Source organism: Lactobacillus amylolyticus DSM 11664 (assembly GCF_000178475.1).
GTDB classification, from domain to species: domain Bacteria; phylum Bacillota; class Bacilli; order Lactobacillales; family Lactobacillaceae; genus Lactobacillus; species Lactobacillus amylolyticus.
The window spans coordinates 16,732-39,951 of record NZ_ADNY01000004.1 but is presented as its reverse complement, the minus strand read 5'-3'; the positions used below and the strand labels follow the sequence as shown (position 1 = coordinate 39,951).

Genomic DNA, 23,220 nt, shown 5'->3' with positions numbered 1-23,220 from the left:
GCTAACAATGACACAATTATTGAAGGTCCACGGATCACAGAATCACTTTTTCATTCTTGATCAAACTGAATTGGATGAACCGTTAACTGACGAGCAATTGCGCAATTTTACCAAAAAAATTACTAGTTCCGACACTGGCATTTTAGACGGCAGCGACGGTGTATTGGTAGTCAATCATCCGACTCGCAGCCATGCTTTGGCACAAATGCGCGTGATCAATGCGGACGGTAGCGAAGCCTCAATGTGCGGCAACGGCTTAAGAACAGTCGCTCGCTATTTATTTGAGCAATTTCATCAAGATCATTTTATGGTCGACACGATGAATGCAAATTTGCGCGTCAGCAAGCAGGCTGATTTGGCAGAAGGCGTTCCGGCCTTTGCAGTTGAAATTTCACCGGTTTCCTTTGCTAATGAAAAGTTGCCTTTCGACAATGTCGGCCTCAGAAGAATTATCGACCAGTATGTGCCTGAACTTTATCCAGGCTTGAAGTTTACAGCTTTGGCTGTTCCTAATCCGCATCTGATTTCCTTCATGTCGCAAAAGCAGATTGAAGGACCGATTTTAGGGGAATTGGGTGAAAAATTGAATCAAGACAATCCTTACTTCCCTGATGGCGTAAACGTCAACTTTGCCCAAATCATTGACAGAAATCAGTTGTTCGTACGGACTTTTGAACGAGGTGTTGGCTTTACAAACGCCTGTGGTACAGGGATGTCAGCAACTTCCCTTGCACTTTGCCTCACACATCCAGATTTAGGTCAGTTTAATCAAAAGATTGATGTTTATAATCCAGGTGGCAAGGTGCAGACGATCGTACATTATGATCACGACTGCTATTGGATCGAATTGATCGGCAATGCTACGTTTACAGCACGAATTGAAATTGGTGAAGATGATTTGCGGCAGGCTAATTTTGATAATGTCAAAATTACGGAGACCGATGAACAGACAGCTTATGAGCGCTTTGTCAACAATTTGCCCCATTTCAACAATTTGCAAACTATATAGAAAAAGCACGGTTTTCAGCCGTGTTTTTTTGCTTCTTTAGCAGTCGGTGCCAGCTTGCCAATTGGGTTAACAGTGTGAAAAATGTTAAACGTTAATAGCTCTAGATAATAAAGATGGAAAACCATTTTGTGGTTTTCCATTTTTTAATATCCAAAATAATATGGTGAATTGGGATCTGACAAATCGAAATTTAATCCTTTTAAGTTAACGGAACTAATACTATCTATACTTTTTTGCAGTGGCGTTTCAGTTATTGCCAATAATTATTTTGTCAGACTTAGAACCAAATTATCTTGATTCAAAACGTTAACATGATAGCAATTAGGATTGTGGCGAAGCTTATGAGCCACTGCATTAAGAAAGACCGTTTTGCCCGATCCACAAACTTCCGTAATAAAAAATGACCGCGCAAATTCACTTTCTTGAATAGTGCTAATCAACTCATTTACACGAGAATCTGTATCTAAGAAAATTTTGGGTACATCACCAAAAGTTGGATTAAATGGATTTTTCATTTTTAAACTCTTTTAAACTTCATTCTTTCTTTTAAACTTTTAGCCAATAAAAAACATCTGGATAAATAATATCCAGATGTTTAATAAATACTAATTATTTGAGATAAACATTCTTAAAGTCATAAGGCACACCTGTTGGGTTGAAGGAAACATCCTTTACAGTGGTCTTAAGAAGTTGTGGACGAGCAACTTGAACCAATGGAATTGTGCCCTGGTCCTTCATTAAGACCTTTTCGGCAGCAACCAATTTAGCCCAACGTTTAACTGGATTATTGCCATAGACATTTTCAGACTCATTCAGAAGCTTATTAAACTTAGCATTATTCCAACCATTGTTAAGGTAGCTTGATCCTTTTTCAAAAACATCTAGGAAGTTGATCGGATCACCAAATACTGCTTGCCAGTTCTTAACAGTAATTTGGTAGTTGCCTGCAGTTTGACGGGTAATTAACTGTGTGTATGGAATTGTTTGAATTGAAACGTCTACATTAGGAAGACGATCTAATTGACTTTGTAAAAATTCAGCGGTTTGTTTTGATGAATCATCATCACTAGTTAACAAAGTGACTTTAATACTCTTAATGCCTGTTTCTTTATACCCTTCTTTTAATAGCTGTTTAGCCTTAGCAAAATTGTAGCTAACTGCACTCTTAACATATGCATCATTTTCAAATTGTGCACCGGTTTTTGGATTTGTTCCCATTCATGAAGGTACGAATCCTTTGGCTGGAATTGATCCATCTTTTAATACATCGTCAGCTAATTGATTACGATTGATGGCATATGAGAATGCCTGACGAATCTTTAAATTCTTAAAGGCCTTGACTTTGTTTTCATTCAATTCAAGTCTTCGAATATCAGATGCCAATCTTGCGTGGTAACCAGCCTTATTCTTATTTGCGGCTACTTGTTCACCAGTCAAACCTGTTTCATCGGCTTTACCAGCTTGGAATAAATTATAACTAGTAGTTGTTGATTCACTGACCTGCTCATTAACTTTAGTCAATTTAACATCTTTTGCATCCCAATAATTCTTATTCTTAACTAAAGTCCAAGTCTTATTATTGCCATTCCACTTAGTTAAAGTAAAAGGTCCGGACGAAACAGTGTATTTGGCTTGTGTTCCATTAAGTTTGCCGTACTTCTTAACAACTTTTTGATTTTGTGGGAAGAATAATGGCCAAGCTAGTAATATCTTGAAATAACTCAGTGGACGAGTTAATTGAATTCTCAAATGATATTTAGAAACTGCTGTAACTCCCAAACTCGTGGGTTTCTTTTGCCCTTTATTTATAGCTTCGGCATTTTTAATTTGATAAAGGTAAAAAGCCATTTGTGATTTAGTAGATGGGGTGACTGTTCTTCTGTATGAATAAACAAAATCCTTAGCAGTAATAGGATCACCATTTGACCATTTAGCATTTTTTCTTAAATAAAAATCATAAGTTTTTCCACCGTTAGAAGTACTTTCCTTAGTGGCAAGTGATAGTTTTGGTTTGTTGTTTTTGTCCAAGCGATAAAGGCCATCACCAGTATTTAATAAAGCCTGAAAACTTGTCGTATCAGTTGCTAAAGAAGGATCTTGCGTTGATAGCTGTGTTGTTTCTGACCAATTCAAAACTTGTTTTTTATTAGCTGTTGAACTTGATTGATTGCCACATGCAGCAAGTATAATTGCTGAAAAAGCAATGGTACCAATTGATAATAGTTTCTTTGATATACCCATTACATAACTCCTCTAAAATAAACTTAAAAATTAAGCAATGAAAAAGAAAAAACGCCTTACTAGATCAAATTGATCTAATAGGGCGTTTATCACGCGGTACCACCTATTTCTTCATGGAAGTTCCACCTCGGTTCACGTACGGCAACAAGCGATACGCTACCGCGATAAAGGGCGGACCCTGGATCTGCTAAATATCGCAGATTCATGCTCGAAGGCCATTTTCAAAGGTAGAACGGACATTTCTTTGCACCAATATCGAAACTCTCTGTGGAAGGTCCTACGTTTTACTTTCCTCGTCATTGCTTAATTTATCTTTAATGTTGTTATCATAATATAGCTAGTTAAAATATTTGTCAACTTAAAATCGAAATTTTTTAAAATTCCGCGAACAATTTTTCGGACACACGAGGGGATGTTCCATAATCATTGATCTATCAACACATACAGTGATTTCGCCGGATAAATTTTGGCCATTTTTCAAAATAAAAATGTTGATATATCAAGGTTTAGTCACTTACCCTCCCCTGATGTGTCCGTAATATTTTTGAAGAACAACAAAAAACACTAAGATACGTCAAACATCAGTATCTTAGTGTTTTTCTTAACCCTATTTAAAAAATCGGCAATATATAGAATAGAGTGTATGATTTTCAAATAATAGATAATCCAAATTTCTAGTAAGCATTTTTTAGAATAACAAGGTTTAGAATGTCAAAGAGATTTTCAAAATAAGGTCAGTAGTAAAGCTTTAAAAATGAGAAAACTATTTTTACTATATCGTCTTCTTCCTTAACCACTACATCTTTAAGTTTAATCGGCTTACTTATTTTATTAACTTAAATAAGGAAATTGGCGTATTTCTGCTCATAGTTATTTTATTTGTGGTAGATGTACTTAGAATTTGTACTTTCTGCATATTATACGCAAAAAAGGCTTCGTTGAATTGATCAACAAAGCCTCACTTTATTTAGTCAAAATCGTCATCATTATTTCCGTGCCAAATCAATGACTTTCATCACTTGTTCACTATGCTTAAGTGCTGCTTTTATCTTTTCCATATCATGGTCCTTAATAATCCGATCAAATTCAACAAATTCATCAAACATCCGGTGATCATGGTCATTAACATTAAAATGTTCCAGCTTTTCGCTATTATGGTAAGTATCAAAAGCAGGGAAAGTATTAGTTGGACCATCAATAACGATGCTTTCATTCTCCCCTTCAATCGTTGAGGTAACTGGAGCACCAACATCCTTGGCAGCAATTGAAACAGCCTTAAAATCGCCATAATCCAAAAGCAAAATACCAGACGTATCAACTCCGCGTTGCATATTGGCCAAATACTGCACTTTCTTAGGCATCCCAAACAAACCAACCAATAAGTGAATATTGTAAACATTTAAGTCCATCAAGGCACCACCAGCTTTTTTCGGGTCAAAAACTGGAGCAATAATGCCCTCTTTGAACTTATCGTACCGACTTGAGTACTGGGAGTAATTCATCGATACAATTCTAATCTTGCCCAATTCCGGCAATTTTTCCTGCAAAAGCTTGTAGTTTGGCAAATATAAATTGGTAATTGCTTCAATTAAGACTAAATCTTTTTCTAAAGCTAAATTCTTAAGTTCCTCAAATTCATCAAAGCTAACAGTGAATGGCTTTTCACAAATTACGTTTTTCCCTGCTTCCAAGGCCTTTTTGGCAAAGCTGTAATGCAAGGAATTGATGACAGCAACATAAACTGTGTCCGCGTCGCACTCTGCTAAGGCTTGATCATAGTCAGTGAAGACTTTTTTAATGCCATATTTTTTTGCCATTTCCTGCATGCGCTCTAAACTGTGCTTAGTAGCAGTAATGCCGCTTAATTCAATCTGCGGCAAATCAGGCGTAATCGTTAACCAATCTTGAACGATTTTTCCCGAACCAGCAATTAATAACTTCATTTTTACTCCTCCTTATTAAAGCATTTTATTCAAAGCTGCTGCGATTCCATCATGATTGTTATCCAGCGTCACTTCATCGGCGTTCTGCTTCAGATCTGCCGGCGCATTACCCATGACAACCGAATGCCCTACAGCCTTTAACATTTCTTCATCATTGTAATTGTCGCCAAAGGCCCAGGTATCAGCAATCGGCACCTTGTAAAAATCAATCAATTGTTTAACTGCCTGTCCTTTTTGGATTCCTTTTGCCATTATTTCTAACAAAATTGGACTGGACTTAACAATGTTTAAATCTGTGAATTCTTGTTGCAGTTTCTTCTGCAATTCTGTAATTTCCTGAGGTTGACCAATCAATAATGTTTTATGACAACTAGGCAAATTAGCAACATCTTCAAGCGTTGCTCTTGTCGATTCAACCTGAACGATTCTTTCCTCATTCAAGTTTGCTGGCATTCTTGGTGACAGCCATTCTCTTGCAGCATAAACATTCCAGGCAACGTCAGGATATTCTTCAGAAACCAATTTAATAATTGACTCTGCCTCGGCAATTTCCATCGGCTGACTGGCAATCGTTTGACCATCCTTATCGATAATCAAGGCGCCGTTGTAACAAATCATCGGATAGTTCGTCGTAATTTCATTGCCCACCGTTTCGATAGCCTGGGGCATCCGTGCCGAAACCGGAATGAACATATCATCCAACGCAATTCAATGTTGGATTGCTTCTTTGGTTGCTGGAGTAACTTGATTCTTATTGTTGATCAGCGTTCCATCAATATCTGAAAAAATAAGTTTCATTTTTGCTCCTTAATTATTTATTTCGTAAGCGGTTTCTATACTAAATTATAGCAAAAATACAATAAGCTTTGGTCTGCGATAACTTGTGCGCATGCTTTTTCAAAAAATGCTTAAATCTGCAAAAAAAGCTAATAAAATTGCATAAAATCAAGCTTTCCCGTTTTAAACTACCTAAGTTAATGGTAAAATAAGTTCTCGTAAAGGGTTGCAAGATAATACCTTCTAGCAATCTTAAACGACAAATATTAAGAAAGAGGTTTTTAAAAATGGCATCAGTAAATAAAGCTGAATTAGTTAAAGAAATTGCTGAAAAAACTGAAATGAAGAAGAAGGATGCAGAAGCTGTTCTTGAATCAGTTATTTCAACTATTCAAGATGAATTAGTTAAAGGTAACAAGGTTCAATTGATTGGCTTTGGTACTTTTGAAGTTCGTCACCGTGCTGCACGTAAAGGTCGCAACCCACAAACTGGTAAGGAAATTACTATTCCTGCAACCCAAGTTCCAGCATTCAAGCCAGGTAAGGCTTTGAAGGAATCAGTTAACAAGTAATATCTTATACTAAAAATTGAATATTCACACATCAAGCCCAACACTGCTGTAAAGCGGCGTTGGGCTTGTTTTTTATTTAAAATATTATTTTAATATGTAGTTCTAACAATTTCTTGCTTCATTCATCACTACATGGTGATTAGCTTCAAGCAAGGCCGGACCATTGCCAATCGACACTGCCCCATCAAGCATTTGACTATCATTCTTCAATTGCAAGCTATAATCTTTATAATCCAAAACCAAATTATCTTGCAATTCAACTAAATCATAATTGGAAGTAAAGATTTCGACACCTTCGTCATTTTGCAATTTTTCAGGATAATCTTTATCTGGCTTATTCAATTTAATAATTGAAAAGTTAGCACCAATACTGCAAGAACCACCATGAATGGAGTACTTTCCGCCACCATCGTCGACGATCAGCAGCATAGGATGACCTAAAACTTCTCTTTTCTTCAAATAATCTAATGCTGAATCAGTGAATTTAATCTTTGCCATGATTAACATCTCCTCTTGATTTACTTTTATTATACGTGCAATACTTAATTGAAAAATTGATCTAAATCAAGTTTTTAGAAAGAATATGATTTTTATGCAAAAACATTCACCAGTTGCATGTCTAAGCAAGGCCGCTCTCTTCTCCGATCTGCCTCAAAATTTAAAAGAAAAATTGGCCACTGTTTCCACTCACCAGCAGCGCTTTCCCAAAGGCAGCATTATCCATCAGCCAGCAGATGGCAAAAACGGAATGATCGTCATCGATCGCGGCAAAGCCAAAGTTTACAGCTTATCATCAGACGGAAAAGAAACAGTTTTAGTCATTCTGAAAAAAGGCGATATTGAGGGTCAACAGAATCTATTCATCTCCTCCAACAATGAAAATTTTATTGAAGCACTCGACGATACCCTAGTTTGTTCGATTAACCGTATGGATTTTCAACAATTATTAGAAAAAACGCCTGATTTAGCTGTTAAATTACTCAATAATTTTGGTGAAAAACTAGTAGAACTCCAGCACAATACAGTTCTGCGCAATACCTTAGATGCCAAAGAACGGATTATGTCCTACCTGCAGGATTTATCTGTTAAACAAGGCAGAAGCACCGTGAAATTACAGATGAAAAAGAAAGATTTAGCCAGTTTACTAGGCACAACGCCGGAGACATTCAGTAGAAAGCTTAAGGAACTTGAACAAGAAAAAAGAATTGCAACTGCGGGAAAAGCAATTACAATTCTTAACTGAGTTTAATAAACAAAAAAGAAATATTTTCCTCTTCTTTTCATCCTTAATTTCTTATGATATATTAAAATCAAATTAAATCAAGGAAGAAGGCTTCAATATGAAAGCTGTTCAAATTAAAGATTTTCTCAATTATTCCAATCTAGGCAACTTAAAAACGAAAGGTAAAAATGCTGTCTTCGTCAAAGCATTACCTGATAATGATCAACAAGATCATTACAATTACACTTTGCAAATGCTTAAAAACGATCAAGTTAGTTCACTTTCATCTTTCGGTAAAGAACAAAATTTTGTCTTTGAAACTGAAAGCACAGTGCTTTTTACAGGAAACCGACAAAATAAAGAGAATAAAACAGTGCTTTATCGCTTATCTTTAAATGGTGGTGAGGCTCAACCCATCGCTGAATTTAATCATGCCAACTATAAGCTTGAAAAAATTATTAATCAAAATGAGCTACTTCTTTCACGTCGAGTTGATTTAAATGAAAAGGCCAAAAAAGAAAATCAAAATTCCGACGACTATGATATTTTCGATGAAACTCCTGCCTATTTTAATAATGAAGGTATTTTAAACAAGCATCGGGACCGACTTTTCACCTACAATTTGCAAACAAAAAAGTTAACTGAATTATTAGCAGATGATCCTTATTTTCAAATTGACCAATCGTGGCTGAAGGATAATCTTCTCTTTTTCACCGGCTGTTCATTTAAGCGTAAAGCCCATTTAAAAACGGCATTGTATAAGCTTAATTTTGGAACCGGCAAATTGGACGAACTGATTCCTTGTGATCAATACGAAATTTTTGATCTCTTTTTCATCAACGATCAAACCTATGTCGTTGCCAGTGACCAAAAAGAATACGGATGCGAAGAAAATCCTCAGATTTATTTGGTCAATAAAAAAAGCCACCAATTAAGCTTGGTAGCTTCATGGGGCAAAACTTATGGCAATGCAATTATTGGCGATATTTGTTTATTAGAAACCAAACCTAGCACAACTTTTAATAATCAATTTTACTTTTTAACCACCGTAACTGACCACAATCAAATCATGGTTTTTGATGGTCAAAAGATTGAACCATATTTTGAATTCGATGGCAGCATGGATTATTTTGCTTTTCAAAATGACGGCAATTTGTTGTTTACAGGAGCAAAAAATAATGAATTGCAAGAACTATACCAAGTTGCAGATGGCAAACTCACGCAACTATCACATTTCAATGATGTAGTTCTTAAAGATGTTTATGTTGCACAAGCCCATCAAATCAACTACAGATCAACAAAAGATGGCATCCAACACGGCTGGCTCTTGTATCCACGCAATTTTGACAAAAATAAAAAATATCCGGCAATTCTTGACGTCCATGGTGGACCTAAAGGTTCATATAGTGCTGTTTTCTTCCATGAAATGCAGGTATGGGCAAGTCATGGCTATTTCGTTTTATTTGCAAATATTCATGGTTCCGACGGTCAAGGAAATGATTATGCTGACATGCGTAGTCAATGGGGCAAAATTGATTATCAAGATTTAATGAAGTTTGTAGACACGGTTTTAAAAGAAACTCCAGCAATTGATCAGCAAAAGCTCTGCATCACTGGCGGCTCATATGGTGGCTACATGACAAATTGGGCTATCGGTCAAACTGATCGCTTCTGTGCTGCAGCAAGTCAAAGATCAATGGCAAACTGGTTTAGTGATCCATTTTTATCAGATATTGGTCCTTGGGATGATTTTTATGCCTTAGGCATCGATAACTTGAATGACAATCCTGAATTTGCTTGGCAGCAATCACCATTGAAATACACTGATCACGTTAAGACTCCTACCCTTTTCTTAAATTCAGACCAAGATTACCGTTGTCCGATGACTGAAGGCTTGCAGATGTTCCGGGCACTCAATTGGCATAATGTCGAAACAAGAATGATTATTTTCCATGGCGAAAATCATGAGTTGTCCCGTTCCGGCAAACCTAAGAATCGAATAAAGAGACTGGAAGAAATTACTAGTTGGTTTGATCATTATACGAGTAATAAATAAAAATAAAGGATAGACTTCCACGACAAGTGAAAATCTATCTTTTTTCTAATCAAGATGTCCAATTCTTTGGTAAGACTTATCCGTAAATTGTTGTACCTCAAAATGGTTGCCATCTGGGTCCTGAGCCCAGAATTGCCAAGTCTCTGATGGACCCCTCCGAGGGCTCACTAATCACCTGGATACCGGTTTTTTTGAGCTCCTCCAACGTCTCATGGATATCGTCAACGGTAGGTGAAAAATGATTGAGCCCTGTTCTGTTCGCTTGTACCATTCAACATCATGAGGAAGATCAATATTTGGAAACATTTCGATAAATTGCCCAGGTACAACCTCAAAATATGCATACATAATTCGTTCGGGATCTTTCTGAGCAATTTTTTGCTGCTCAGGGCGATCTGGGAGATTTAAATATTCCTTATACTTTACTTCAAAGTAGTGAATCAAGGCATAAACCCTAAAGATGGCGAAGAATATGCCTGAAATCATCAAACAGGTTTTAGCGTTTGGTGTAATTGCGTTTAAAACAATTGGTGAAACCGCACAGCCAACGTTAACTAAAACCAGTACAATCGTGGTAGCCAAGTTGACAGAATTCTGAGGAGCAGACCAATCAAGCCAGTTATACATATATGGAACTGAAAGACCAAAACCAATACCTAAAACTAAGCTTGCGCATGACAGCATTACAAAGTTAACTGATAAGGCACTCAATAAGAAGCCCGCAGCAACAATGGCAAAGCCGGTGAAATTGCCGATGCCATCATTAAGAAGATTGAAATCGACAGTAACGACACTTTGAAGATCAAATGATCTTGCGTTCTTTCCTATTTCATTTTTACTCTCCCCTTCTAAAAAAGCCTACTTCACAATATGCTTCTTGAAGAACTCGGCTTCCTCATCGTTGGCTTCTTTTGCCAAGTCATCCTTCTGATTAATCAAGAAAACATGTGGCTCAGGATGATTTTCGTCGCCCCAGGACTTTTGAATTACTTCTATCCCTTTCGCTCTCAAAAATCCGTCTAAGCGAACCGCACAATCATGGATAAAGTCTTGGTTGGCAGTACTAATAAAAGTTGGCAAGAAATCTTTAGTAATGTATTTTTCAGTATTAAGCAAATCTAAGTTCTTTTCATCAGCCATGACTTCTGGTTTAAAGTAAGCAGTTACGGCACCGCCAATCATTCCAGGATCAAGCATAAAGGTTGCAGGACTGTTTAATGCAACAGCTCTAAACTTCAAATCGGTCAACTCATAGCCGAATTTTTCACGATATTCCGGATTAGTCAAAATTGCCGTGTATTGTTCTGCCATTTGGCCACCAGCTGAATCTCCTACTAAGAAGACATTATTTTTATCCAAATTATATTCATCAGCATGATCAGCAACCCAGTGGATATATTCATTTACTTGGTCAAGTTCTTTTGGAAAACTTACTTCAGGTCCTAATTTGTAGTTAGGATTTACAAAGGCAAAACCACGTTTGGCCATGCCTAAGCCATAAAACTGGTAAGTTTCTTTAGTGCCATAAACTCAACCACCACCGTGAATTTGAATAATTACTGGTAATTTGCCTTCGACATTTTTTGGTAAATACAGATCAAGCAAGTTCCACTTAGGATCTTCGCCATATTGCAAATCATCAATTCTTTTTACTTCTGGGATGTCATGCGGTAAGCCACTATCACGCTTATCATCATTAGCTTTCCAACTAGTTCTAATTTCATTAACGGCATCTAAAATTTTTTGATCAACCATTTTTCTTTTTCCCCTTTTTGTGAATACGCTTACATTATAATAAACTGCTAAATATAAAAAAGCTCTATTTTATCCATAATTTGGCGCTGATTGATCTCTTCTTTATTTATTTTTAAATTCACGTTTAAATTGCGATGCAGTCTTATTGTACAGCTTCTCAAAAGCACGGTTCATCGTTCGAACCCCCGAGAAGCCGTTATTCAAGGCCACTTCTTTCAGGCTGTGATTGCTGTTGCGCAGTTCATTATGAGCATACTGCGCACGCACATTATTGATATAAGTATCAACGGTAATCTCCATCTCTTTTTTAAAAAAGCGAGACAGATATTCTTTCGAAACATTGCAGCGCTTAGCCAAATCCCCTAAGCTGATCTGCTCTTGATAGTGATTATTCACGTACTTCGTAATATATTGCAGGCGGTTAATAACATACACTTTGCGCTGACCAATTTGATTTTCCGTTGGCTTTTCCTTGGTAAAATGACTGAGCAAAAGCAACAGCACTTGATCAACAATCTGCTGCATTTCAAGATCTTTAAAAGTTTCATGCGAAAGCCCCAACCAATAAAAGCGGGACAACAATCCTTGCAGCTCAGAATATGCTAATTTTTGATCTGCATTCAGTTTCTCTGGATCATTGATATCAATTTCTTGATGACTAATGTTTGGATAAAAATTTTCAACATAATCAAATGGGAAAATGATCGAAATACTCTTATTAATATTATTTTTTGGAGGATCGACGCAATGAATTACCTGCGTATTCACGACCAAAATTTGTCCAGCCTTGGTTGTATAGTCTCTCTTGCCAATGCGAAAATCACTGATTGAGCCGTTTAAAGTAAAGCTTAATTCAATGTCGCGATGCCAGTGTGGAGCAACATAGCTGCTGAATTGAGCATCATGAAAAATAAAATACCAAACGGGTAATGGATAAGTTGGTACAACCAGTTCATGCAGCTTAATTTGCTTGTTGACAGCCATTATAATTCTTCACCATTAACATGGAGCAGCAAGTTGTAGAGTGCACCATACAAGTTGGCACTATTCTTAAACTTAGCATCCAAGATCTGCGGCTTAGTCAAAGTCTTTCCAATCAACGGATTGCGATTGATTATTTCATCATAGGCATGGTTAATTTCTTCAACGACGATTGGCTGTGCTGAAATTCCACCGCCTATAGCATAAGCATCAAGGTCAGCAACCGATTGAACATTAATGATAACCGTTGCCACCTTTTTGCAAAAATCTCTGAAAATCGGCATTGACTTGGCATCCCCGGAATTAATGGCTTCAAAGGCAGCCAAGCCATCTGTTTCATCTTTTTTGCCCAATTCTTTGTTAACGGATTTTATCCTTTCAACAGCAGATGCGGCACCACCGGCAAAGCCATTGAAGCCTGTAGCATTCATATTAATTTGCATAAAACTCAATTCGCCAGCCTGATAGTGCACGCCGTTCAGCAATCTGCCATTGACGATAATGCCACCACCAACGCCAGTTCCGAGTGTAATAGCCGCACAATTTTGCTTATCTTTTAAGCTTCCTAGCCAGTTTTCTGCTAAAACACTAGCTTTGCCATCATTAATTACAGCAACAGGCAGGTTGTACTTGGCATATCTCTGGGCAAAATCAACCCCATCGAGAAATGGCAAGGCACCACCGAAGTGAATCATTGTTTTAGCAATCTTGCCCGGTGCGCAAAAAGCAATTCCCTTTACGCCTTGTTTGACGTATTTTTCAACTACTTCATCCATCTTTGATAAAAATTCTTCTTTTTCTTGAGCAGTCTCGATCTTAGACTTATCAATGATTTCACCAGCATTATTCAGCTTAGCAAATTTAACATTGGTTCCGCCGATATCAACACTCAAATAATCCTTCATATAAACCACCTTTTCTTTGCGTAGCGCTTTCAGAAGTCATTTCATGATTTATCAAGAATCAAAACAAGGGCAAAATTGATATTTTACTAAACTAAATATTGACCTTTTTTACCACAAAAAATTAATAGTCTTTTGCAAGACCTTGCCATTACTAGGCAAACTGCCATGGTCAGCAGTAACTTCAAATTCTTGATAATTACGATCAGCCACCAAATATTTCAGCGATTTTGCCGAAGCTGTTTCAACGACACCGTCGCTTTGATTGCCAATATTGCCAAAAATATTGAGTACTTGGACCGAGTGTTTTTGATAAATCTTGCGCACAGCTGTCATTTCACGATAGGTTTGATTCATCTTATTTGGTTTGCCATTTTGATCAAGCTTTAGTCCTTTCGGCTGACGAAAACCTGGCGGCAATTCTTTGAAATATGCACCATCATAATGGCCGCCAAGACTGACCTCTTTGACTAGCCGCGGCATAGAAGATTTATTGCCATTTTGAATCTGGTAATAGATGATCGACATGTTGCCGAGCGAATAACCGATCATATTTACCTTATTGATATGATATTTCTTCTTCAAAGCTTTGACGACATTACTGGCATAAACGCCATTTCTTTTAAAGCTCGGCTGCACATTATCCTGATAATTTACCAAAATTAATGGATTCTTGGCATTTTTCTTGATCGTGCCTATCAGTTTAACTTTGCCTTTTTTATCTACATTAGCCCTAGTCACGCTGGTAGTTATCCCCCGCTTTTTAGCAGCCTGGGCCAGTGGCTCTTCATTTTTATAGCTACCCATGAGCCCGTGAAAATACACGGTTGGAGTATCTTTAAAAGTCGGTCGCAGTTCTGTTTTAGTTACGCTCGTCTTTTTGACAGTATTGCGATTTATACTGCACGCTGAAAGTATGCACATAAATATAAGTATTATTATTAATTTTATTTTCTTCATATAAACAATTTTATTCTGTTTTCCCATTAAGCTCAATTTTAAGATTCCGCTATAATAGATTTAGTAACACATTTTTACTTTTATGAGGCATCTCGATGAATTACCCTTACGAAAAAGAATTCAATCATTATTGCAAGCACGAGCGGCACAACGCTGACAATACCATGTTAGTGGTAAACCGTTCTCTGACTGTTTTTTGGCAATATCTTGATCAAAGCGACATTAATCAGGTACAGGCTTCTGATATCCAAAACTTTCTTAATAGTTTAGAAACAAAGCTAGGTCTTAAAGAAAACACCATCAATAAGTATCTAAGCCACATTAAACAATACTATACTTTTTTGTACAGCCATCATCTGGTTGATCAGTATCCGATAATTGAAGTCAACGGTCGCAAATTTAATCGTCATCGCGTCTACATTATTAATTGGATGAGTCATTTGCCCGAAATTGCACAAATTAAAAGTATTCATTCCGAAACAATCATGATGATGCTGGGAATCGCCCAAGGTTATCTTCCCGATGAGGTGTTGCGCTTACGCTACAAAACAATTATTAAAAAGATCGAAAGCAAAAGTTTGCGGGAGTACGTAAAAGACCACCTTAATTTTGACCTTTCAGATAATCCCTATATTTTAGGTAAAAAATTCGGTGGCTATTATCCAAATGATTTTCATATTGCTGAACGCTGTTTTCCTGACCGTAAATTGATCGGAATGCCTATTACCTTGCAAAGCCTTCGTTTAAGTTTTGTTTATTCCCTTCTAACCCGAAAAGATTTAACTGACCAGCAGCTTGAGCAATTATTGCATGCTAATGACAAAACACTTTTTTATTACCGCAGAAACATGCAGCTTTACAATGAACTGGTCGAGTTCAAACTACCATCAACAGCTAACAATTGATATTCTTCATAGATGGATAAATATTTTTATCTGCTTATTTGCATTAAGAAATATAATTATAATTATATTTATAATTATAGTTATAATAATAAATAATTTGAGTAAAAAATAAGTGCTTGATCGCAAGATCAAACACTTATTTTTCATTATACATTTTTTTAACCATCTGAATATCAATCGGTTGAATTGAATATGCGTGGTTAGGATCAATAATCGGATTCATAACTGAAGGACCAGCATCATAATGATTTAATCCAATTGAATGTCCTAATTCGTGCTCAGCTACATCGACTTTTATTTTATAGTCAACCTGATTTAAAAAGTAATCATTCAAATGAATGGTTGAATAAACTTTGCTTTGGGTTATATGCTCTTGCTCTTCACCAGCCCAACCTGTATTACCATAATCGGCATTGCTGATTATGATAAAAGCATTTTTCGTACTGCCAACGATATTTAATTTTACCGTTTTGGTATTGTTCCAAGCATTGATTGCGTCAATCGTTGGTTGATAATCTGGCGATGATTTCGAAATTGCTATATATACGTTAGCCCAAGGGATTAAGTGATGAACTGCAACCTTTTTCCTGCGAAGCTTGCGTTTAGTCGACTTGGCTTGTTTTTTAGTTTTTGATTTTGTCTTTGCCTTTGTCTTCTTAGTCTTATGCTTAGCCGCTTGTACGATATTAGGCGTCGTAATCTCAGGTGCGTTGAGACTAAAGGCACCAAGCAGCATTGTGAGGATTATCAGCTTTTTAAATATCTTCTTCATAATCATGCTTACTATTCAACTATTTTGTTTACCCGTAATCACCTTTCATTATCTAGAAGCAAAGCACCTTATGCAAGTGCTTATTACTTTTTAAAATAGCTTTTTTCTTTTTCAAAAAAGTGAGATAATAGCCGCAATTTAAGATTCGGAGGGATAGATTATGGGAATCTTTATTACAATAATTGTTGTTTTAATCCTTATTTATTTCTTTGCTGGACTGAGAATCGTTCCGCAGAACTATGTAGGATTAATTGAAACGCTAGGTAAGTATTCACGCACTGTTAAGGCTGGTTTGGTCTTTATTTGGCCGATCTTTCAAAGAGTACGCAAGGTAAGTTTAGCTTTGCAGCCTTTGGAAATTTCAAAATATAGTATTATCACCAAAGATAACGCTGAAATCACAACTAGTTTAACCTTGAACTACTTGGTTACTGATGCTTTTCGCTACTTCTACAACAACACCGATTCTGTTGAATCAATGGTACAGTTGATCCGTGGTCATTTGCGTGACATTATTGGGCGAATGGAATTAAACGAAGCTTTGGGTTCAACTAGTGAGATTAACGCTGAATTATCTAAAGCAATTGGTGATTTAACGGATGTTTACGGTATTCGCGTTGTCAGAGTCAATGTTGATGAATTATTACCAAGCCCTGAAATTCAAAAGGCCATGGACAAGCAATTAACTGCCGATCGCGAAAAAACAGCAGCCATCGCTAAGGCTGAAGGTGAAGCCCGCAACATTGAGTTGACTACTAAAGCTAAAAACAACGCTTTAGTTGCAACTGCAAAAGCTAATGCGGAAGCAGTCAGAACCCAAGCTGATGCTGATGCTTATCGAATTGATAAATTGCAAAATGCATTGGACAAAGCTGGTGAAGGTTACTTCAGAAATCAAAGTTTGGATACCTTTAATCAGTTAGCCAATGGTGCAAATAATTTAGTTGTTTTGGACAAAGATGATATGTCTGATTTAGGAAAAATTCCCGCAGCAAAAAAAATCTGGGATAAAAGCAATAACTAATAATTTATAAAGGCCATATAGCTCATAAACCGAGCTATATGGCCTTTTTTCGTGCAGCACTATTTCAGCTTATATTTATACTTGTTTTTATATTCCTATTTATAATATTCAGTATCTAATTATTTATATGTAATAATACATTTATCTTTATGCTTCCAAATGACGTAGTTTAATTCAAATTAACCTAAATATAATGTACTTTATATTTAGATTTATCCTTATTATTGTAAAAAGAAATATTCTTACGAAGATATTTAGGCCTACATTTATCTTTATGCATTTTTTTATAAAAATTAAAAGCAAAAGCTCCAATTGAAGTCGTCTATTAATAAATTTTAATATCGATGACCTCTTTTGGAGCCTTTTTAAATTTATCTATGCAATGATATGAATATTTATTTTTATCTTTATTTATATCTTTTTACTTATATTTAGTTATACACATATTATTCTAAATATTTCTATCATAATACTTATAAAGTGTTTTATATTTATCTATTATATTTTATAGATAAAAAAGAGCTATAGATCAGTTTTTTTAGCTGTCTATAGCTCTTGAATCTTTAAATTTATTTTCAACTTTTATTGATAATTATCAGGATCAAATAAAGATAAACTGTCACTTAAATCTTGACCAGCTCTTGAAAAATCAATTGAGTAATGACCATTATCTCTTCTCGCTTGTAAATCTCGAGCATTATTTTCAAGTGCTTTAAGTCTTTCCCTTTCTGCTATTTGATCGCGTTCACGATCCTTTTCAGACTTTTCATAGCCCATCTTGAGCAAAGCCATATCTTCTTTGTCTTCCGGTGTCAAAAAGCCCTTCTTGTTAACTTCTTTATAAACAGCCAACAATTGAGCAAACTGAGCGTGTTTATATTGCGCTAAAGACTTTAAATCAGATCTGTTGAAAGCTGTACGTCTTTGACGTTTATGAAGCTTGTTTGGCAAGAAATAAGAGTGCAAATGGCCGCTCTTATATTCCTTCTGGCTAGTACCAAGGGTAAAGCCGTAAAAACGATCCAGAGCCCTAAATTTCTCCTTCTCGGTCATATAAGGATTGGACTTGATATAGAAGACTGAATTAGTATCTTCGATGCTACTATCGTAATAAACGTCCTGTTGATTGTTCTTTTCAGGCACCCAAGTAAAGATATATGATTCTAATTTACGTCCTCTGACACCTTTACGATAGTTCTTGGTGATCTTAAAGTTCTGAAAGTTTGCACAAAGTTCCTCTTTACACAAAGTCAAAACTCTACGATCAATATCAGTTGGGCGATAAGATTTTGGAATTTGCAGACGTTTTCTGAAGTCGTCGATTTTATACTCTTTGCGTCCCACGGTTCTCCATTGTTTCAGCAAACGGAAAAGCTTGCGTGAGTAGTTAGAATGCAAACGAACATATTGTGTAATTGAGAAGCGTGTCCAGTGCTCCAAGTGGTTGAACAAGTACAAAAAGCTATCACTAACCTCAACACTGGTCTCTAAAGTATCAGTGTCTACAACTGATCGTTTAAAGATGTTTTCCCGAATTTTTTTGGTGTGTCCGGTTTTTTCATCTTTTTCTTCTTTTGAGAGCTGAATTGTCAGTAATCTAGAGAAAGTTTCATCAACATTTTTAGCTATTTGCTTGTTGGAAATATGGCTATTATAGCCAACTTCACGCTTAATTTGATCAGGTGTAAGAGTAATTCTGTTACCGCCTTGATCCTTTACTTGCGCAGCAATAAGCCAAAAAATATTGCTGTTAATTTCTGGCAAACTATCAATTGGTTCAAAAATAGGGTCATCATTGAATCGATTATCAATTTTTATGATTTTTTGAACTGGTCTTTTTCTTATTGACATCTTTGCTCACTCCAATTAACGACTTTTATCAATTAAGACGTCGTTCCTTTTTTTAGAGTTACTATATAGCAATTTTAGAGTACTCACAACAGTTTTGAGTAAATTTGCTCCATATGACGTCACCCTTATTAAAATTTGCTCCATATGACGTCACCTTTATTCATTAGCTCTATATTGCGTCGTTTTTATGTCTCCATGAAGCGTCACTCTTATTTAAATTAAATATTTTACCTCTACAAGAAGTCACTATTATTCAGACTAAAAAATCATCTCCATATGACGTCACTGTTATTGTAAAATCAATATTTGACTACAAGATATAGTGTTTTTATAGCCTTTTCTGCGATCTTTTTAAGCTTTCATTCAAGATATTGTAGTTTAGAACAAAGTTTTAAGGTAAAAACAAAAAAATACTCCATGAGATGTCACCCTTATTAAAATATATTCGACTTTAATAAGGGTGACATCTTATGGAGCAAAATCTAGAAATTAGCCATAAATACTATTAAAAAAGCATTTTTCTACTTTTAACTTCATAATAAAAACTCCATGACGTGTCACTCTTATTCCTGATGATACACCCGGTCTAGTGTTTACAAGATATCCGTAATTTCTTAAGAAAACTAAGTATTTACTGGAATATCTAGTATCCATACAGCGTCACCTTTATTCATTTAGAAGAAGCATATATTCCTTACTCCATAAGATGTCACTCTTAATAGTAAAAATCTTTTAAAAGCCCTGTGGATAAGTATTCTCCACACAATGTCACCCTTATTAAAAACAGTGAAAAATCCACATCCATAGGACGTCACCCTTAACTCCACAATGAGTCGTTTAAGTAATCCACGATATGTCACTCTTATTAAAATTAGAATAAACGCCTAATGTATTAATGTTTTTGCTACTTTTTCAGCATTTTTATGCTCCATACAATGTCACTCTTATTAATTCTTTTAAGCAACCTTGATTAACCTTGGTAATATAACTCTCACAAAGAAATATTACGTTTTATTCTGTCCATGAGACGTCGTTTTTTAACTTTGTGATCCCAGTAATACGTAAGCTTTTTACGTTTGCTAAAGGGAATTAAAGGGTTAATTAAAAGGATTATAATAAATGGTTTTAAAAGACCTTACACAGAGCAAATAAAAATAAAAAAAGCAGTAAAACACAAAAATCATGTATTACTGCAAAAGAAATAAAAAAAGAACACAAAATGTGTTCCAATAAAATTAATTAAGCGTCTTTGTTTGATTCGATCCATTCATCAAGAAAAGCACTAGTTGATGAAAAACCATGTCTTCTAGCAATTCTGTTTAAAGCTTTTCTATTACTTGGTTTTAATGTAAAAGTGAATGGTTTTACTTTTTCTTTTTGAATAGGTGTTTTAGTTGGCATTGAATAAGTTACTACAGGTGGTTGAGTAATTTGTTCAACTTCAGGTTTATTGTTCAAAGCTTCTGTCATTTTTTCGTGAGTTTGTTTCGTATTTTCGAAAGCATTCTTCTTTGGTCCATTAAAAGCCATAAAATTACCTCCATTGATTTATCATTACTCTATTATACACACAATTATAATTATATTTGCAACTATATTAATTTCTTTAATATATAAAACATTTATTAATAGACTATAGCATAGCAATATCTTGATAAGAAGCAATATACCTAACAGTAGCAGTAGATTAATAATAGCAAATCTACATAGAAGTATAATTAGTAGTACATACAAAAACATAAAGATAAATATATTTATAAGTAATTCACTATGCCAGCAATGATGGGGGAAAAAAAGGCATAAAAAAAGAGGATACATAATCCTCATTTACATTATAATTTATCTTCAATCTGCTTAAATGTTTTATCGAATTCTTGGAAGAAATTGTAGTTTCTGTTGTAAATTCTTGTATCGTCCTTCATATCAACTACAGGTGTTTCATCTAAATTAGAACGGTTGAATAATTCCTTTTCAGGGATAACTGCAATTACTGAAGGATCGTCTTTGATACTTTCAAGCATTTCATTTGATGATGAAGTATTTCTTTTTATAAGATTTGCTACAAAATAAAGCTTGGCTGTTACATAACTTTCTCCAGTGCTAAATTCAATAGCTTCTTTTCTTAATTCATCAATCCGATCTTGCAAGTTAAATTTTGCATCAAAACCGTGTTTACTTGGAGTAATAGGGCTGATAATATCATGACTTACTATAATTGCATTCTTTGTAGCAGTAGAGAAGTCTGGGTGGCAGTCAATGATAATGTAATCATAATGACCTAACTCATATTTATCGTAATTATTGTTAAGCCACATGTATAAGCGCATATTCTTATTGGTCATGTTTTCGATATTGGTTTCAATATCATCTAGGTGCATATTACCTGCAATTAAATCAATATTCTTTTTAACATGATTAATCGTTACATCGTCTTTTCGAAGAAAGATATTAGCAACGGTTCCAATTTTTTGATCTCCATAAACTTCATAAGTTTGACTTAAATTGCATTGATGGTCTAAATCAATGAAAAGAATTTTTTTGCCTTGCTTGGCTAACCATTCACCAAAATTGTAGGAGAGAGTGGTCTTGCCCACACCACCTTTAATAGCAGCAAAAGATACAATTTTCATATTTCATCGTCCTTCTTTTAAAATCATCTCATTTAAATGATACCATAGATCAAAAATAAGAGCATATAAATGATTTTAATAATTATCCAGCATAATAAGAAATAGACGTGCAAAGATAGAGATACATATAAATATAATATAACTTGCTATAAAAGCTGATTTAATTATGATCAAGTGACAATAAACCACTTTATTATTAGCACTAAAATATAGAATATACGTATTAATATACATAGATTTAGATAAATAAATACATGCCTCATTAGAAACATATATAAAAACATATTTCTAGCTTCTTTATGTTAAAAAATAATTAAACTTAAATGTTTATCAAGACCCTAATTAATGCTAGAATTGAAGTATGAAACTGGAGAAAACAGATCGTATATTAAAGCAATTTTCATCTAATATAGAAAAGGGAAAGGGTATTGGATCTGACCCCAATCTAAAATCTTTTTATCATTATGGTGAAGTATATGGCGATATAGATGAAAATGACAAAGTCAAACATGCAATCCTGTTGAACATTTTTGATAGCCGTGTTTTTACTGAAAGGACCAAAATGGCAGTTCTAAGTCGGGCTATTAATGTTGAAGAGTGTAAGAGTGATATTAAGGATATTTTCAACGAATTGCATGACAAAGAAATCCCTTATGTTAATATTCACACAGAACATGAGGAGTTCTTTGAAAAACAAGATTTTGTTCATACAGTCTATCGCAAAAAATATGAGTTTAATTTTGATGCAATTAAAGACAAAAAAATTCCAATTTCTGGAAAAGTAAAGTGTGGTTATTGGTCAGATTTAATCATCCAAAACGGTGCTGCTCAATTATATGAGGTTCCGCTTCACAGCAATATTGAACGTAATACTATGAACAGACCATATTGGTGGTGGAATCTGGTTCAAAGAATTCATCCAAATAGAAAGCTTGCAGTCTTTTTCGGTAAAATTGGATTACCGCAGTCTTATATGTTTTTCCGCCAAAAGGGAGATACGATTGTGGTTGAAGAAATGTTTGCAACTTCTGGTGAAGGACTGCAGAGTCTTCTTGGCTATTTGGCTCAAATTGGGACTCCGCAAACCAAATATCGTATTTTTATGCCGGTTGAAAGTCGATTAGAAGATTTTTTTTCAGAAGAGGAAGAATTATCAATCGAAGTTATTCCACATTTGATGTCGAGAATTATTGATTTTGAAAAAATATTATCTTTTATGACGCCAATCTATCAAAAATCTTTTGTAGTTGAAGTTACTGATGATAATATTTGCCCATGGAATAACAACAAGTGGAAAGTTGATTTTGACGACAAAAAAGTAAAGGTAATTAAGACTACAGAAAAGCCAGATTACTCTGGAAGTATTTCTGCTTGGACAAAAGTTTTGATCGGCGAACTATCTTTGGAAAAAGCTATAAAATACGGAGAAATCAGGGGTAAGAAGCATCCTGACAATGACTTCGTAAAAGGCACAATTTCGTTTTATGAAAATTATTAATAATAAATAAGCATATTGATATCTGTATAAAGATAACAATATGCTATTTTTATAATTTTAAGTATAATTATATTTATACATCTAATTATAAATCCATATATAAATAGAAGGCTACTTCTTCG

At 35.1% G+C, this 23,220-nt stretch carries 19 protein-coding genes and 3 pseudogenes; 7 read left to right on the top strand and 15 right to left on the bottom strand.

Annotation, left to right across the window (positions count from 1 at the left end):
• The first annotated feature begins 7 nt into the window (after nt 1–7).
• Entirely contained in the window at nt 8–1,009 is a 1,002-nt protein-coding gene (dapF, locus tag HMPREF0493_RS00465) for a diaminopimelate epimerase (RefSeq protein ID WP_006351257.1), read from the top strand.
• A 263-nt stretch (nt 1,010–1,272) separates the two neighbouring features.
• On the opposite strand, the gene HMPREF0493_RS00460 is transcribed toward dapF, so the two are convergent.
• From HMPREF0493_RS00460 to HMPREF0493_RS00445, 4 genes and pseudogenes are all read right to left on the bottom strand, one after another.
• The gene (locus tag HMPREF0493_RS00460; RefSeq protein WP_006351255.1) at nt 1,273–1,524 is read right to left on the bottom strand and encodes a hypothetical protein; all 252 of its coding nucleotides are present in this window, start codon (nt 1,522–1,524) and stop codon (nt 1,273–1,275) included.
• A gap of 94 nt (nt 1,525–1,618) precedes the next feature.
• Nucleotides 1,619–3,250, bottom strand: a pseudogene (locus HMPREF0493_RS00455) (peptide ABC transporter substrate-binding protein).
• Between the two features lie 986 nt (nt 3,251–4,236).
• On the bottom strand, nt 4,237–5,193 hold the full coding sequence (locus tag HMPREF0493_RS00450) for a Gfo/Idh/MocA family protein (RefSeq protein ID WP_006351252.1): 957 nt from the start codon (nt 5,191–5,193) through the stop codon (nt 4,237–4,239).
• A 15-nt stretch (nt 5,194–5,208) separates the two neighbouring features.
• Nucleotides 5,209–5,991: pseudogene (locus HMPREF0493_RS00445) on the bottom strand (Cof-type HAD-IIB family hydrolase).
• Between the two features lie 242 nt (nt 5,992–6,233).
• On the opposite strand from HMPREF0493_RS00445, the gene HMPREF0493_RS00440 reads away from it, so the two are divergent.
• A complete protein-coding gene (locus HMPREF0493_RS00440; protein ID WP_201780458.1) occupies nt 6,234–6,542 on the top strand; it encodes an HU family DNA-binding protein in 309 nt (102 codons plus the stop codon).
• A gap of 102 nt (nt 6,543–6,644) precedes the next feature.
• Here HMPREF0493_RS00440 and HMPREF0493_RS00435 read toward each other — a convergent pair whose 3' ends face one another.
• A complete protein-coding gene (locus HMPREF0493_RS00435) occupies nt 6,645–7,040 on the bottom strand; it encodes an iron-sulfur cluster biosynthesis family protein (RefSeq protein ID WP_006351249.1) in 396 nt (131 codons plus the stop codon).
• A 94-nt stretch (nt 7,041–7,134) separates the two neighbouring features.
• On the opposite strand from HMPREF0493_RS00435, the gene HMPREF0493_RS00430 reads away from it, so the two are divergent.
• Both HMPREF0493_RS00430 and HMPREF0493_RS00425 read left to right on the top strand, forming a co-directional pair.
• A complete protein-coding gene (locus tag HMPREF0493_RS00430) occupies nt 7,135–7,785 on the top strand; it encodes a Crp/Fnr family transcriptional regulator (protein ID WP_040456707.1) in 651 nt (216 codons plus the stop codon).
• Between the two features lie 97 nt (nt 7,786–7,882).
• Entirely contained in the window at nt 7,883–9,820 is a 1,938-nt protein-coding gene (locus tag HMPREF0493_RS00425) for an alpha/beta hydrolase family protein (RefSeq protein WP_006351247.1), read from the top strand.
• 97 nt (nt 9,821–9,917) lie between these two features.
• Here the strand turns inward: HMPREF0493_RS00425 and HMPREF0493_RS09230 are convergent, their stop codons facing one another.
• From HMPREF0493_RS09230 to HMPREF0493_RS00400, 6 genes and pseudogenes are all read right to left on the bottom strand, one after another.
• Nucleotides 9,918–10,037: a hypothetical protein gene (locus tag HMPREF0493_RS09230; protein WP_338323998.1), complete on the bottom strand. Its 120-nt coding sequence runs from the start codon at nt 10,035–10,037 to the stop codon at nt 9,918–9,920.
• Complete coding sequence (locus tag HMPREF0493_RS08885; RefSeq protein WP_006351246.1) at nt 9,992–10,531, bottom strand: MFS transporter; 540 nt, start codon at nt 10,529–10,531, stop codon at nt 9,992–9,994. Before HMPREF0493_RS08885 ends, HMPREF0493_RS09230 begins: the two co-directional genes overlap by 46 nt.
• A gap of 147 nt (nt 10,532–10,678) precedes the next feature.
• Nucleotides 10,679–11,575, bottom strand: a pseudogene (locus tag HMPREF0493_RS00415) (alpha/beta hydrolase).
• Nucleotides 11,576–11,677: 102 nt separating this feature from the next.
• A complete protein-coding gene (locus tag HMPREF0493_RS00410; protein ID WP_006351243.1) occupies nt 11,678–12,559 on the bottom strand; it encodes an AraC family transcriptional regulator in 882 nt (293 codons plus the stop codon).
• Entirely contained in the window at nt 12,559–13,461 is a 903-nt protein-coding gene (locus tag HMPREF0493_RS00405) for an ROK family protein (protein ID WP_006351242.1), read from the bottom strand. Before HMPREF0493_RS00405 ends, HMPREF0493_RS00410 begins: the two co-directional genes overlap by 1 nt.
• 108 nt (nt 13,462–13,569) lie before the next feature.
• Nucleotides 13,570–14,382 (bottom strand): alpha/beta hydrolase, encoded by an 813-nt coding sequence (locus HMPREF0493_RS00400; protein WP_277751442.1) that lies wholly within the window; start codon nt 14,380–14,382, stop codon nt 13,570–13,572.
• Between the two features lie 131 nt (nt 14,383–14,513).
• Between HMPREF0493_RS00400 and HMPREF0493_RS00395 the strand changes: the two genes are divergently transcribed.
• Nucleotides 14,514–15,323, top strand: coding sequence for a site-specific integrase (locus HMPREF0493_RS00395; protein WP_006351240.1), 810 nt, complete (start codon nt 14,514–14,516; stop codon nt 15,321–15,323).
• A 136-nt stretch (nt 15,324–15,459) separates the two neighbouring features.
• On the opposite strand, the gene HMPREF0493_RS00390 is transcribed toward HMPREF0493_RS00395, so the two are convergent.
• Nucleotides 15,460–16,095, bottom strand: coding sequence for a M57 family metalloprotease (locus HMPREF0493_RS00390; RefSeq protein ID WP_162041357.1), 636 nt, complete (start codon nt 16,093–16,095; stop codon nt 15,460–15,462).
• A gap of 160 nt (nt 16,096–16,255) precedes the next feature.
• Between HMPREF0493_RS00390 and HMPREF0493_RS00385 the strand changes: the two genes are divergently transcribed.
• A complete protein-coding gene (locus tag HMPREF0493_RS00385) occupies nt 16,256–17,119 on the top strand; it encodes an SPFH domain-containing protein (protein ID WP_006351238.1) in 864 nt (287 codons plus the stop codon).
• A 582-nt stretch (nt 17,120–17,701) separates the two neighbouring features.
• Here HMPREF0493_RS00385 and HMPREF0493_RS00380 read toward each other — a convergent pair.
• From HMPREF0493_RS00380 to HMPREF0493_RS00370, 3 genes are all read right to left on the bottom strand, one after another.
• The gene (locus tag HMPREF0493_RS00380; protein ID WP_006351237.1) at nt 17,702–18,970 is read right to left on the bottom strand and encodes a replication initiation protein; all 1,269 of its coding nucleotides are present in this window, start codon (nt 18,968–18,970) and stop codon (nt 17,702–17,704) included.
• Between the two features lie 1,239 nt (nt 18,971–20,209).
• Nucleotides 20,210–20,500, bottom strand: a complete 291-nt coding sequence (locus HMPREF0493_RS00375; RefSeq protein ID WP_006351236.1) for a hypothetical protein — start codon at nt 20,498–20,500, stop codon at nt 20,210–20,212.
• 302 nt (nt 20,501–20,802) lie between these two features.
• Nucleotides 20,803–21,600: a ParA family protein gene (locus HMPREF0493_RS00370; protein ID WP_006351235.1), complete on the bottom strand. Its 798-nt coding sequence runs from the start codon at nt 21,598–21,600 to the stop codon at nt 20,803–20,805.
• A gap of 361 nt (nt 21,601–21,961) precedes the next feature.
• Here HMPREF0493_RS00370 and HMPREF0493_RS00365 point away from each other — a divergent pair, with 361 nt between their 5' ends.
• The gene (locus tag HMPREF0493_RS00365; RefSeq protein ID WP_006351234.1) at nt 21,962–23,098 is read left to right on the top strand and encodes a sterol carrier protein domain-containing protein; all 1,137 of its coding nucleotides are present in this window, start codon (nt 21,962–21,964) and stop codon (nt 23,096–23,098) included.
• Nucleotides 23,099–23,220 lie beyond the last annotated feature (122 nt).

Excerpts from the sequence above, each read along its gene's own strand:
- HMPREF0493_RS00390 (WP_162041357.1), bottom strand. The coding sequence starts at position 16,095 with ATGAAGAAGATATTTAAAAAGCTGATAATCCTCACAATGCTGCTTGGT.
- HMPREF0493_RS00385 (WP_006351238.1), top strand. The coding sequence starts at position 16,256 with ATGGGAATCTTTATTACAATAATTGTTGTTTTAATCCTTATTTATTTC.
- HMPREF0493_RS00380 (WP_006351237.1), bottom strand. The coding sequence starts at position 18,970 with ATGTCAATAAGAAAAAGACCAGTTCAAAAAATCATAAAAATTGATAAT.
- HMPREF0493_RS00450 (WP_006351252.1), bottom strand. The coding sequence starts at position 5,193 with ATGAAGTTATTAATTGCTGGTTCGGGAAAAATCGTTCAAGATTGGTTA.
- HMPREF0493_RS00370 (WP_006351235.1), bottom strand. The coding sequence starts at position 21,600 with ATGAAAATTGTATCTTTTGCTGCTATTAAAGGTGGTGTGGGCAAGACC.
- HMPREF0493_RS00425 (WP_006351247.1), top strand. The coding sequence starts at position 7,883 with ATGAAAGCTGTTCAAATTAAAGATTTTCTCAATTATTCCAATCTAGGC.
- HMPREF0493_RS00365 (WP_006351234.1), top strand. The coding sequence starts at position 21,962 with ATGAAACTGGAGAAAACAGATCGTATATTAAAGCAATTTTCATCTAAT.
- HMPREF0493_RS00395 (WP_006351240.1), top strand. The coding sequence starts at position 14,514 with ATGAATTACCCTTACGAAAAAGAATTCAATCATTATTGCAAGCACGAG.
- HMPREF0493_RS00460 (WP_006351255.1), bottom strand. The coding sequence starts at position 1,524 with ATGAAAAATCCATTTAATCCAACTTTTGGTGATGTACCCAAAATTTTC.
- HMPREF0493_RS00430 (WP_040456707.1), top strand. The coding sequence starts at position 7,135 with ATGCAAAAACATTCACCAGTTGCATGTCTAAGCAAGGCCGCTCTCTTC.
- HMPREF0493_RS00405 (WP_006351242.1), bottom strand. The coding sequence starts at position 13,461 with ATGAAGGATTATTTGAGTGTTGATATCGGCGGAACCAATGTTAAATTT.
- HMPREF0493_RS00435 (WP_006351249.1), bottom strand. The coding sequence starts at position 7,040 with ATGGCAAAGATTAAATTCACTGATTCAGCATTAGATTATTTGAAGAAA.
- dapF (WP_006351257.1), top strand. The coding sequence starts at position 8 with ATGACACAATTATTGAAGGTCCACGGATCACAGAATCACTTTTTCATT.
- HMPREF0493_RS00375 (WP_006351236.1), bottom strand. The coding sequence starts at position 20,500 with ATGGCTTTTAATGGACCAAAGAAGAATGCTTTCGAAAATACGAAACAA.
- HMPREF0493_RS00410 (WP_006351243.1), bottom strand. The coding sequence starts at position 12,559 with ATGGCTGTCAACAAGCAAATTAAGCTGCATGAACTGGTTGTACCAACT.
- HMPREF0493_RS00400 (WP_277751442.1), bottom strand. The coding sequence starts at position 14,382 with ATGTGCATACTTTCAGCGTGCAGTATAAATCGCAATACTGTCAAAAAG.